This is a genomic window from Streptomyces sp. NK08204 (assembly GCF_020400585.1).
Taxonomy (GTDB): Bacteria; Actinomycetota; Actinomycetes; order Streptomycetales; family Streptomycetaceae; genus Streptomyces.
In genome coordinates this window covers 120056-133056 of sequence record NZ_JAINVF010000019.1, presented here as the reverse complement: position 1 = coordinate 133056, position 13001 = coordinate 120056, and the positions used below count along the sequence as shown (strand labels likewise).

The following is a 13001-nucleotide window of genomic DNA, read 5'->3' as shown; positions in this document are numbered from 1 at the left end:
GGCCTGCCGGATCAGGGTGGTACGCGCAGCGGCGGACAGCGAAATCGGGGCGGCGGCCGGCGGCTTGGCGGCGGCGGACCCGGCCGGGGTCTGGGCGTTGGCGCTGGTGGTCAGGCCGGTGGAGAGCAGGGCTCCGGCGGCGACAGCGGTGGCGACGGCCAGAGTGGTGCGCTTGTGACGCGCGGAGAGGGGGCTCACTCAAAGCTCCTTCATGTGGGGGAGCCCGGACGGTGTGGGGTTACCGGCCGGGATGTGCGTTGTGTGCAGTTGCTGTGCTGCTGCGGCGGGTGGGGAGAGAGTGACATCAGGGGCGCGTACATGTCAGGACCCCTAAGTGATGTTGGCCGGAAATCGACTGTCCGGTAAATGTTGCAGCCATGTAAAAAGGCGCCGTTCGGGAGGTGCGACCTCCCGAACGGCCCCTTGTTCACGCCCTCATGGCCTGCTGTTTACGGGAAGGTCAGCTTCCAGTCGTTCAGCGTGCCGGTGTCGTAAGTGGCCTGATCCTGCACCCGCAGAGTCCAGGTGCCGTTGGCCGGCTCCGAGGAGGCGTTGACCGTGTAGGTCTCGTTGACGTTGTCCGCGGAGTCCGAGGAGTTGAAGCTCTTCAGCCGGTACGCGGTGCCCGACGGGCCGATCAGGTCGATCACCAGGTCACCCCGCCAGGTGTGCGTGATGTCGACGCTCACCTGGAGGTTGCTCGGCGCGTTCCCGCTGCGGCCGGAGACGTTGATGGTGGAGTTCACCGCGGGCCCGTTGTCCGGGATGGCCATCGCGGTGTTGTTGTCGTAGGTCGTACCGCCGGTGGTGCCACCGCTGGAGCGCGCACCGACCGCGACGGCCGCCCACGCGTCCTGCACCGCCTTGTACTCGGCGCTGGAGGTGCCGTACAGCTCACCGGCCGCCGCGAGGGTGCCGGTGCGGGCGCCCGCGTAGTTGGTCGTGGAGGTGAACTTCGTGGTCAGCGCCCGGTACCAGATCTGCAGCGCCTTGTCCCGGCCGATGCCGGTGACCGGAAGACCGTCCGCGGTCGGCGAGTTGTAGCTGACGCCGTTGATGACCTTGGCGCCGCTGCCCTCGCTCAGCAGGTAGAAGAAGTGGTTCGCCGGGCCGGAGGAGTAGTGCACGTCCAGGCTGCCCAGGCCCGAGTACCAGCTGTCCTTGGACCCGCCGTCCTTGCTCGGCTTGTCCATGTAGCGCAGCGGGGTGCCGTTGCCGTTGATGTCGATCTTCTCACCGATGAGGTAGTCGCCCACGTCGGTGGAGTTGTTGGCGTAGAACTCCACGCCGGTGCCCATGATGTCGCTGGTCGCCTCGTTCAGGCCACCGGACTCACCGCTGTAGTTCAGGCCCGCGGTGTTGGAGGTGACGCCGTGGCTCATCTCGTGGCCGGCGACGTCGAGGGAGGTCAGCGGGTCGGCGTTGTTCGAGCCGTCGCCGTAGGTCATGCAGAAGCAGCTGTCGTCCCAGAAGGCGTTCACGTAGGCGTTGCCGTAGTGGACGCGGGAGTAGGCGGCGGTGCCGTCGTTCTTGATGCCGCTGCGGCCGAACGTGTTCTTGTAGAAGTCCCACGTCTCCGCGGCACCGTAGTGGGCGTCGGCGCCCGCGGTGGCCGCGTTGGACGTGGTGCTGTTGCCCCAGGTGTTGCTGGTCTGGGAGAACAGGGTGCCGGTGCCCGAGGTGCCGTGGTTCAGGTTGTACGTCTTGTGGCCGCCGCGCGAGCCGTCGTTGAGCGTGTACGTCGAGCCCGACAGGGTCGTCGTCAGGCTGACCTGGCCGCTGTACTGGGTGTTGCCGGTGCCGGTCGCGTTCTCGATGCCCTGGTACTCGTAGAGCTTCTTGCCGGTGGCCGCGTCGGTGATGACGTGCAGCTGGTTCGGGGTGCCGTCGTCCTGGAGGCCGCCGACGACCGTCTCGTACGCCAGCACGGGCTTGCCGCTCGCCGCCCAGATGACCTTCCGCACGCGGTCCGCGGTGGACTTGGTGCTGCCGAGCGCCTTGGCCCGGCCCACGGCCTGCCGCTCCGCCGCGGCCTTGGAGACGGCCGGGGTGAGGTCGGCGACCTTCAGCGTCCTGGTGGTGGCCTTGAGGACCCGCTCGGTGGTGCCCGACTTGGCGGTGTCCACGATCAGGTCGCCGCCGAGGACCGGCAGGCCGGCGTAGGTGCGCTCGTAGCGGGTGTGGAGCGTGCCGTCGGCGTCCTTGACGACGTCCTTGACGGCCAGCTGCTCCTTGGCGCCGAGGCCGATCGACTTGGCCGTGGCGGCCTTGGTGGCGTCGGCGTGGCGTATCAGCTCGGTGCGCTGCGAGGGCGTGAGCTTGAGCGCCATGTGCGCGGGGTTGGCCTTGCCGGACCGGGCCTGCTCCGCCGGGGCGGCGGTGGCCGCGCCCGACTGGACGGCGGTGGCGATCAGCGCGGCGACGCCGGCGAGGGCGACGGTGGCTGCGCGGCGGTGCACGGTGTGGGGGGTGCGTCCGCGAGAGGTGCTGCTTCTCAACACTGACTCCTTCTGCGTGGCCGCGGGGTGCCGCGGCCAGGGGAGACCGGGCGGTGGGGCCGCCCGGGCAGAACAGGGCATTGCGCAAAAGCGTGTGGGTGTGCAGGACCGGCTCAGGTGGGCGTGCAGAACTGTGGGGCCGCTGCGAGTCGGTCGTGGGAAGACTGGCAGGAGACCCCGTTGCTTGTCAGGACCACGTCAGTAAGTTGGCTGGAAATCGTCCGTTGACCGGGTGTTCATGTTCGCTATGCGGAGTGTTGGCGTGTTTCGCCGTGCCATGTCCGCCACAGCGCCGCATACGCCCCGTCGGCCGCCACCAGGTCCTCGTGCGTGCCGAGTTCCGTCAGCCGGCCGTCCTCCATCACCGCCACCCGGTCCGCGTCATGGGCCGTGTGCAGGCGGTGGGCGATGGCGATGACCGTGCGGCCCTCCAGCACGGCGGCCAGGGCACGTTCGGTGTGGCGGGCCGTGGCCGGATCCAGCAGGGCCGTCGCCTCGTCCAGGATCAGCGTGTGCGGGTCCGCCAGCACCACGCGGGCGAGGGCGAGTTGCTGGGCCTGGGAGCCGTCGGTGGGGTGATCCTGGGGACCCAGGAGGGTGTCCAGGGCGTCGGGCAGGCCACGCACCCAGTCGTCGGCACCGACGGCCGCCAGCGCCGCCCACAGGTCGGCGTCCGTGGCCGCCGGTTCGGCGATCAGGAGGTTGTCGCGGACCGTACCCAGGAAGACATGGTGTTCCTGCGTGACCAGCACGACCTGACGGCGCAGCAGCTCCGGCGCGAGCGACGCCACCGGCACCCCGCCCACCGTCACCGTGCCGTGCGTGGGCACGTCGATACCCGCCAGGAGCCTGCTCAGCGTGGTCTTCCCGGCGCCGGACGGCCCGACCACCGCCAGCCGTTCGCCCGGCCGGACCGTCAGGTCGACACCACGCAGGACCTCGCCGCCGCGGTCGTAGGCGTACCGCACCCCGGTGACGTCGAGGCGGTCGTCCGCGGGGGCGGGGCACCCGCCGTCCGGCGCCGCCTTCGGGGCGCCGGCGAGACCCTCGACCCGGGCGAACGACGCTCCGCCGGACTGCAGCAGCTCCACCCGCATCAGGACCGCGTCCAGCGGCTCGCTGAACTGCCGCAGATACAGGCCCGCCGCCACCACGTCCCCGACGCTCACCGCGCCGTGCGCGTGCAGCGCCCCGCCGACCAGCAGAACCCCGGCCACGGGAAGCAGATAGGACACCTCGACCACCGGGAAGAACACCGTGCGCAGATACAGCGTGAAGAACCGGGTGCGCCGGGACGTCTCCAGCGCCTCCCGGCTGGCGGCGGTGCGCTGCTCCGCGAGCCGGTACGCCTCGACGGTACGCGCCCCGGCGGCCGTCGCCGCGAGGATCTCGGCGACCTCCGAGGTGGCCTCACCCTCGGCGAGGTACGCCGCGCGGGCCCGGCGCAGATACCAGCGGACGGCGATCCCGACGGGCACGAGGCCGACCATCCCCACGGCACCGAGCAGCGGGTCCAGCAGGAACACCGCGCCGAGCAGGAACAGCGCCTGCACGGCGGAGACGAGCAGTTCGGGGCCGACGTCGCGCAGGGTCGTGCCGACGGTCGTCACGTCGGCCGTGCCGCGCGCGGTCAGATCACCGGTCCCGGCACGCTCCACCACGGCCGCGGGCAGCGCCAGCGCCCGGTCGACGAACTCCTCCCGGACCCGGCCGAGCGTCCGCTCCCCGAACCGGTGCCCCACGTACCGCGCCCAGCGCGCCAGCAGCAACTGCGCCACCGAACACAGCAGGATGACGGGCGCCAGCCGGTCGACCGCGCCGACCCCGCCCCCGGAGCGCACGTCGTCCACGATCCGCCCGACCAGCCACGGCCCGGCCAGCCCCGCCCCGGCCGTCGCCGCGTTCAGTGCCAGCACGACCGCGAACGCCCGCCCGTCGGCCCCGACCAGCCGCAACGCGGCCCGCCGCACCTGAGCGGGCTCGGCGACCGGCAGCTTCCCGGGGGTCACCGCCCGGCCTTTTGGGTTCCGGCGGGGTCGGCGCCCCGTGGTGTTTGCCGGGTCTCGGCGGGGTCGCCGTCCCGTGGTGATTCCTCGGTGCCGGTGGGGTGGGTGTCCTGTGCCGTCTTCCGGGTTTCGGCGGGGTCGGCGTCCCGTGGTGATTCCTCGGTGCCGGTGGGGTGGGTGTCCAGTGCTGTCTCCGGGGTGCTGGTCGGTGGTACGTCCCGCGCCGCCTCCCGGGCGTGGGCGGGGGCGGCGTCCCGCGTTGTCCGCTCGGTCCGGGCGGCGGCGTCCCGCGCCGTTTGCCCGGTCCGGGTGGGGTGGGTGTCCTGTGCCGTCTTCCGGGTTTCGGCGGGGTCGGCGTCCCGTGGTCTTTCCCGGGTTCCGGCGGGGTCGGCGTCCCGTGGTCTTTCCTGCGTCTCGGCGGGCCCGGCGCCCCGTGGCGTCTCCTCCGTGTCGGCCGGGTCGGTGTCGCGGGCCACCAGGGCCCGGTACCCCGGCTGGCCGTCGAGCAGTTCGCGGTGGCTGCCGGTGGCCGCGACCTTGCCGTCGACCAGGTAGTGGACGGTGTCCGCGTGATCCAGGACGAGCGGGGAGGTGGTCGTCACCACGGTCGTACGGCCCTTGCGCGCCGCGCTCAGCCGGGCGGCCACCGTGGCCTCGGTGTGGGCGTCGAGCGCGGACGTCGGTTCGACGGCGAGCAGCACCTCCGGATCGGCCAGCAGGGCCCGGACCAGCCGTACGCGCTGGCGCTGGCCGCCGGAGAGGTTGCGGCCCTGGGCGTCGACCAGGGAGCCGAGCCCGTCGGGCAGGCCGCGCACGATGTCGTCGGCCGCCGCCGCGTGCACGGCGTCCAGCACCTGCGCCTCGTCCCGCTCCCGGCACCCGGCGACCAGCTCGCCGAGCGGCCCCGCGAACAGGTCGGCCTCGTGGTCGGCGACCAGGATCCGCTCGCGCACCCGGGACAACGGGACCCCGTCCAGCCGTACCCCGCCCCAGGTGACGTCCGAGGGCGCGTACCGGCCCAGGCGGTCGACGACGGCCACGGCATCGGCCGGACGGGCGCCGGCCAGCGCCGTCAGCCGGCCGGGCGGCACCCGCACGCCCGACTCCGGGTCATGCAGCACCGACGGCTCGCCGGGCGGGTCGGCGGTCCCGGTGTCCGGCTCGGGCTCCAGCCGCAGCAGCGCCACGACGCGCCGGGCGGCCACCACACCGCGGCCGAGGTAGTAGCTGACGTCCATCAGCAGCGCCACCGGCCACCCCGCCAGCACGGCGACGTAGCCGTACACCGACACCAGCTCGCCCACGGTGATCTCCCCGCGGGCCGCCATCCGGGCCGCCAGCCAGGTCACCACGGCCAGGAACAGCGTCGGCAGCCCCGCGCCCAGCGCCTGGATCCAGCTGGTCACCGCCCCGACCCGGTACCCCTGGTCGCGCAGCCGCCGCGACTCGTGGCGGAAGGAGTCGGCGAACAGTCCCTTGCCGCCCAGGCCGTTGAGCACGCGCAGGCCGCCTGCGAGGTCGCCGATGCGTGCCGTCAGCACGCCCTGCCGCTCGCGGTAGTCCGTCTCCGCCCGCTGCAGCCGCTGCAGCAGCGGCCCGACGATCACGGCGATCAGCGGCACCCCGAGCAGCACCACCACCGCCAGCCGCACGGACACGGACAGCAGCAGGCCGGCGACCACGACATAGGCCATCGCCGCGCCCACGCCGGGCCCGACCACCGTCAGGGCCTGGGCGATCGTCTGGACGTCGCCCACGCCGATGGTGACCACCTCACCGGCTCCGATCCGCGCGGGCAGCGCGGCCCCCAGCCGCACCGTGTGCGCGACCACCACCTTCACCGTGCGGAAGTTGGCGTCCAGCCGCACCCGGGTCATCGTGCGGTGCCGCATGATGCTCAGCCAGACGTTGACCGACCCGACCACGAACAGCGCGGCCGTCCACCCGGCCAGCGCCCCCATGTCACCCGGCTCCAGGCCCTCGTCGATCGCCTTCGCCATCAGGTACGGCGTCGCCGCCAGCAGCACCATCCACGTGCTGCCGAACAAGGCCCCGGCCACCGACCGGCCCGGCTGCCGGGTCACCAGCCACCACAGGTACCACCAGCCGCCACGGCAGTCGGGCGTACCCGGATCCTCGTACGCGTCGATCATCCCGCCCCCACCCCCGCCCCCGCTTCTGCTCCCGGTCCCGCCCCCGTCGTGCCGGTCATGCCAGGCTGTCCCGCCACGCCCGGTGCAGATCCGCGAACCTGCCGGTGCCCGCGATCAGTTCGTCCGGCCGGCCGTCCTCCACGATCCGTCCGCGCTCCATGACCAGCACCCGGTCCGCGATCTCCACGGTCGACAGCCGGTGCGCGATCACCACGGCGGTACGGCCGCGCAGCACCGTCGACATCGCCCGCTGCACGGCCCGCTCACCCGGGACGTCCAGGGAACTGGTCGCCTCGTCCAGGATCAGCACCGCCGGGTCGGCGAGCAACGCCCGGGCGAACGCGACCAGTTGTCGCTGTCCGGCCGAGATGCGCCCGCCGCGCTTGCGTACGTCGGTGTCGTAGCCGTCGGGCAGCGCGCTGATGAACTCGTGCGCGCCGATCGCCTTCGCGGCCTGCTCGATCTCCTCCCGGGTGGCGTCCGGGCGGCCGATCGCTATGTTGTCCGCGACCGTGCCGGAGAACAGGAACGACTCCTGCGTCACCATCACCACCCCGCGCCGCAGCTGCGGCGTCGCCAGCTCCCGCAGGTCCACCCCGTCCAGCAGGACCCGCCCGTCGGTCGGGTCGTAGAAGCGGGCGAGCAGCTTGGCCAGTGTCGACTTGCCCGCGCCGGTCGAGCCGACCACGGCGACCGTCTGCCCGGCCGGCAGGACCAGGTCGAAGCGGGGCAGCACCTCGCCGCCGGTGCGGTAGGCGAAGCGGACGGAGTCGAAGTGGACCTCGCGGCCGGGGAGCTCGCCCCGCAGCGGCGGGAGTTCCTTCGGCACGGACGGCTCCGGAACGGACGGCGTCTGCGCCAGCAGCCCGGCGATCTTCTCCAGCGAGGCAGCCGCCGACTGGTAGGAGTTCAGGAACATGCCGAGCCGGTCGATCGGGTCGTACAGCCGCCGCAGATACAGCACGGAGGCGGCCAGCACACCCAGTTCCAGCGAGCCGGACGCCACCCGGTGGGCACCCCACAGCACGATCGCCGCGACCGCCGTGTTGGCCACCAGCCGGGAACCGACCACATACCGGGCCATCTCCAGCAGCGCGTCCCCGTTCGTGCGTTCGTGCCGCTGGTTGAGCACGGCGAACTCGGCGTCGTTCGCCGCCTCCCTGCGGAAGGCGCGCACCGGCCGGATGCCGTTCATCGTCTCCACGAACTTCACGATCACCGCCGCGATCGCCGTGGACCGGGACCCGAACACCCGCCCCGCTCGCCGCTGGTAGAGCCGCACGAGCAGGTACAGCGGAACGAAGGAGGCCACCGCGACCGCGCCGAGGCCGAGGTCCAGCCAGAGCAGCATCGCCGAGATGTAGACGAAGGACAGGACGACCGTGACCAGCTCCTGGAGCCCCTCGTCGAGGAGTTCGCGCAGCGACTCGACATCGGTCGTGGACCGGGAGATGAGCCGCCCGGAGGTGTACCGCTCGTGGAAGTCGACGCTCAGCGCCTGCGCGTGCCGGAAGATCCGGCCCCGCAGATCCAGCAGCACGTCCTGGCTGACCCGGGCGGAGGACCGGATGAAGGCGACCTGGAACAGCCCGGACGCCAGGGCGCACAGCAGGTAGCCGACACCGACCGCGATCAGCGGACCGTGGCGGTGCTCCCGGAACGCGGGTACGGCCTTGTCGATGGCGTACGCCACCAGCAGCGGGCCCGTCTGCGCCGCCGCCTGCTGGAGCAGCAGAAGGACGGTGGAGAGCGTGACGCGGGCCTTCAGCGGCACGAGCAGGGAGCGCAGCAGACCGGCCGTGGCGCCGGGTGTGGTGGGCAGCAGATCCTGGTCGAAGGGGTCGCCGGCGGGCGGCGGGAGCGGGTCGCCGCTGTCCGTGACGGGGGCGGAGGTGGTCGTGGTGGTCACCGTTGTTCCTCCAGTTCCCCGGACGGGTCTTCGGACAGGTCTCCGGACGGGACTCCGGGCGGGTCTCCGGACGAGTCTCCGGACGAGTCTCCGGAAGACTGCCCGGAATGGTCCCCGGACATCAGGTGCGCGTACTCGGCGTTCGTGCGCAGCAGTTCGTGATGGGTGCCGACGGCGGTGATCCGGCCGTCCGAGAGCAGGGCGACCCGGTCGGCGAGCAGCACCGTGGACGGGCGGTGGGCCACGATCAGCGCCGTGGTCTGCGCGAGGACCTGCCGCAGCGCGGCCTCCACGGCGGCCTCCGTGTGCACGTCCAGGGCGGACAGCGGATCGTCCAGCACGAGGAACTCCGGCCGGCCGACGACCGCACGGGCCAGCGCGAGCCGCTGCCGCTGCCCGCCGGACAGGCTCATGCCCTGCTCGCCCACACGGGTGGCCGTGCCCTGCGGAAGCGCGTGCGCGAACTCGGCCTGCGCGACGGCGAGGGCGTGGTCCAGCTCCGCCCGGCCGGCGCCGCCCGCGGCGCCCATCAGTACGTTCTCCCCGACGCTCGCCGAGAACAGCGTGGGCTCCTCGAAGGCGACGGCGACCTTGGCGCGCAGCTCCTCGAGGGACATCGCGGTGATGTCCACGCCGTTGAGGGTGATCCGGCCCGACGTCACGTCGTGCAGGCGCGGGACGAGCGCGGTGAGCGTGGTCTTCCCGCTGCCGGTCGCGCCGACCAGGGCCATGGACTCGCCGGGGCGGATGTGCAGGTCGATGCCGTCCAGGAGGGGCGGGGAATGGGGCGGGGCGTCGGGGTAGCGGAACCGGACGTGCTCGAAGCGGAGCCCGCCGGTCTGCGCGGCTGCGTCCGCCGGCGCGGCGGCGCCCGCGGTACCACCGCCCGCGGACGGGGGCTCCGGCACCTCGTCCATCACCTCGAAGTACCGTTCCGCGGCCGTGGCCGCCTCCTGGCTCATCGCCAGCAGGAAACCGATCGAGTCCACCGGCCAGCGCAGCGCGAGTGCCGTGCTGAGAAAGGCCACCAGCGTTCCCGCCGACAGCTCGCCGTCGGCCACCCGCACCGCGCCCAGCACCAGCGCCGCCCCGATCGCCACCTCCGGAAGTGTCACGATGACACCCCAGATCGTGGCCAGCAGCCGCGCCTTGCGCAGCTCCGTGCCGCGCAGGGAGCCCGACAGCTCATGGAACATCCGTGCCTGGCTGCGGTGCTGGCCGAAGCCCTTGATGACACGGATGCCGAGGACGCTCTCCTCGACCACCGTCGCCAGGTCCCCGACCTGGTCCTGCGCACGCCGTGCGACCTCGGCGTACCGCCGCTCGAAGACCACGCAGGTCCACAGCACCGGGACGGCGGGACCGAGGACGACCAGCCCGAGCACCCAGTCCTGCAGCAACATGATCACCACGCCGACGAGGATCGTCACCGCGTTGACCAGCAGAAAGGTCAGGGGGAAGGCGAGGAACAGGCGCACCAGCATCAGGTCGGTCGTGCCGCGGGAGAGCAACTGACCGGACGCCCAGCGGTCGTGGAAGGCCACCGGCAGGCGCTGCAGATGCCGGTACAGGCCGGCCCGCATCTCCGCCTCGACGTGTGACAGCGGCCGGGCCACCAGCCAGCGCCGGATGCCGAAGAGGACCGCCTCGGCGATCCCCAGCAGCAGCAGGTACAGGGCCCCGAGCCACACCCCGGCCGTGTCCTGGTCGGTGACCGGCCCGTCGACCAGCCACTTCAGGACGAGCGGGATCACCAGCCCGGTACAGGAGGCGACGACGGCGACGAACGCGGCGGTGAACAGCCGCGCGCGCACCGGCCGGACGTACGGCCACAGCCTCAACAGGGCGCGTACGGCTGACCGCTTCTCGGTGGTTGCAGGTGTCGTGGGCATCATCGAGAGCCTACGGATCGGCACCGACGACGCCCACCGAGTTTCGTCCCGCCCGTGGTCGGCCGCTGGTCCTACGACCTGCGCGGACAGCGGGGAAGCCGGGGCGGCGGTGACGTCCTGTGGCACCCCCGGGCCCGAGTCGCGCGTACCTCGCGTCCGCCGGCCGCCCACGCCAGGGCAGCTGTCACACAGGCGTCGCCCGCAGCAGCAGCACCGCCCGCGCCGGTACCGTGACCGCCGCTGAGGCCGCCCGGACGGTGCCCGGCGCCGCCGTCTGGTCCTCTCGGGAGGTGTCCACCACGACCTCGTAGGCGCTCGCCCACGGTGGCCCCGGCAGCACGAACGACACCGGGCGGTCACCCGCGTGCAGCACGGCGAGGAAGCTGTCGTCGAGGACCGGCGCCCCCCGTTCGTCCCGGCCCGGGATGTCGCGCCCGGAGAGATACATGCCGAGCGTGGCCGCCGGGGCGTACCAGTCGGCCTCGGTCATCTCCTCGCCCCGCGGGGTGAACCAGGCCAGGTCGCGCAGTCCGTCCGCCGAATGGGCGCGGCCGGAGAAGAAGGCGCGGCGGCGCAGCACGGGGTGCCGGTGACGCAGGACCAGCAGCCGGGAGGTCAGCTCGAACAGAGCGCGCCAGCCGGGATCTTCCAGCAGGCTCCAGTCCAGCCAGCTGATCTCGTTGTCCTGGCAGTAGGCGTTGTTGTTGCCGCCCTGGGTGCGGCCGAGTTCGTCGCCCGCGACCAGCATGGGCACGCCCGTGGACAGCAGCAGGGTGGTGAGGAGGTTCCTCAGCTGCCGACGGCGCAGCGCCCGCACCCGCTCGTCGTCCGTCTCGCCTTCCGCCCCGCAGTTCCAGGAACGGTTGTCGTCGCTGCCGTCCCGGTTGTCCTCGCCGTTGGCCTCGTTGTGCTTGCGCTCGTACGACACCAGGTCGCGCAGCGTGAAACCGTCGTGTGCGGTGACGAAGTTGACGGAGGCGTAGGGGCGCCGGCCACCCCAGGCGTAGAGATCGCTGGAGCCGGACAGGCGGTAGCCGAGGTCCCGTACGTCGGGCAGCGCGCCCCGCCAGAAGTCCCTTACGGCCCCCCGGTAGCGGTCGTTCCACTCGGTCCACAGGGGCGGGAAGGCGCCGACCTGGTAGCCGCCCGAGCCGATGTCCCAGGGCTCGGCGATCAACTTCACCCGGCGCAGCACCGGGTCCTGCGCGATCACCGCGAGGAAGGGGGACAGCATGTCGACGTCGTGCATGGAGCGGGCGAGCGCCGCGGCGAGGTCGAAGCGGAAGCCGTCCACGCCCATCTCCGTCACCCAGTAGCGCAGCGAGTCCGTGATCAGGCGCAGCACCTGGGGCTGGACGACGTGCAGGGTGTTGCCGCAGCCGGTGTAGTCGGCGTAGCGGCGGGCGTCGTGCTGGAGGCGGTAGTAGCCGCGGTTGTCGACGCCTTTCAGGGACAGGGTGGGCCCCAGCTCGCCCGCCTCCGCCGTGTGGTTGTAGACCACGTCGAGGACGACCTCGATGCCGGCCGCGTGCAGCGCGCGGACCATCCGCTTGAACTCGCCGACCTGCTGGCCCGTCGTACCGGAGGCCGCGTAGGCGGCGTGCGGGGCGAAGTAGCCGATGGAGTTGTAGCCCCAGTAGTTCCGCAGGCCGCGGCGGAGCAGATGGTCCTCGTGGGCGAACTGGTGCACGGGCAGCAGTTCCACGGCCGTCACGCCCAGCTTCACCAGGTGCTCGATCGCGGCCGGGTGCGCCAGCCCGGCGTAGGTGCCGCGCAGTTCCTCGGGAATGCCCGGGTGGAGTTTGGTGAAGCCGCGCACATGCAGTTCGTAGATCACCGAGTCCGCCCACGGGGTCTTGGGGCGGCGGTCGTCCTCCCAGTCGTCGTCATCGTCGACGACGACCCCTTTGGGCACGTACGGCGCCGAGTCCCGGTCGTCGCGCACCGTGTCGGCCACATGCTGCTCCGGCCAGTCCCGGACGTGCCCGTACAACTCCGGTGACAGCCCGAAAGCGGCGTAGTCGCCGTCCACCGCCCGCGCGTACGGGTCCAGCAGCAGCTTCGCCGGGTTCCAGCGGGCGCCGGTCCACGGGTCCCAGCGGCCGTCCACCCGGTAGCCGTACCGCTGTCCGGGCCGCACCCCGGGGACGAAGCCGTGCCAGATCTCGTGCGTCAGCTCGGTCAGCGGCACCCGGGTCTCGCGGCCCCGCTCGTCGAACAGGCACAGCCGGACCGCCTCCGCCCCGCCCGCCCACAGCGCGAAGTTGGTGCCCGCGACCCCGTCCGGGCCGACCCGGAACCGGGCCCCGAGCGGGGTCGGCGCGCCCGGCCACACCGGCGGGGCGGGCGGTACGGCGCGGCGGGCACCGTGCGCCGCGGCTGCCGGATGCCCGCTCCCGGCGGTCCGCGCCTCGGCTCGTGCCCGCCGCTCGGCTGCGCTCGTCACCAGTCGGCTCCCCACTTCAGTGGCGCGCCGGGGCGCGCGGCCGGGCCGGAGCGCCGACCGCGCCCCGGACCTCCCGGCCCCGGCACGCTCGGCCACC

At 72.7% G+C, this 13001-nt stretch carries 5 protein-coding genes and 2 pseudogenes; all 7 read right to left on the bottom strand.

Annotation, left to right across the window (positions count from 1 at the left end):
- Positions 1–198, bottom strand: a pseudogene (locus K7G59_RS25240) (peptidase M4 family protein); the annotation flags it as partial.
- 251 nt (positions 199–449) lie between these two features.
- Positions 450–2498, bottom strand: a complete 2049-nt coding sequence (locus K7G59_RS25235) for a M4 family metallopeptidase (protein WP_225837979.1) — start codon at positions 2496–2498, stop codon at positions 450–452.
- Positions 2499–2743: 245 nt separating this feature from the next.
- A complete protein-coding gene (locus tag K7G59_RS25230) occupies positions 2744–4507 on the bottom strand; it encodes an ABC transporter ATP-binding protein (RefSeq protein WP_225837977.1) in 1764 nt (587 codons plus the stop codon).
- 428 nt (positions 4508–4935) lie between these two features.
- A pseudogene (locus K7G59_RS25225) lies at positions 4936–6657 on the bottom strand (ABC transporter ATP-binding protein); the annotation flags it as partial.
- A 55-nt stretch (positions 6658–6712) separates the two neighbouring features.
- Complete coding sequence (locus K7G59_RS25220) at positions 6713–8566, bottom strand: ABC transporter ATP-binding protein (RefSeq protein ID WP_225837975.1); 1854 nt, start codon at positions 8564–8566, stop codon at positions 6713–6715.
- The gene (locus tag K7G59_RS25215) at positions 8563–10458 is read right to left on the bottom strand and encodes an ABC transporter ATP-binding protein (RefSeq protein ID WP_225837972.1); all 1896 of its coding nucleotides are present in this window, start codon (positions 10456–10458) and stop codon (positions 8563–8565) included. Before K7G59_RS25215 ends, K7G59_RS25220 begins: the two co-directional genes overlap by 4 nt.
- 184 nt (positions 10459–10642) lie before the next feature.
- Complete coding sequence (glgX, locus tag K7G59_RS25210) at positions 10643–12904, bottom strand: glycogen debranching protein GlgX (protein ID WP_225837970.1); 2262 nt, start codon at positions 12902–12904, stop codon at positions 10643–10645.
- Between the last annotated feature and the right edge of the window lie 97 nt (positions 12905–13001).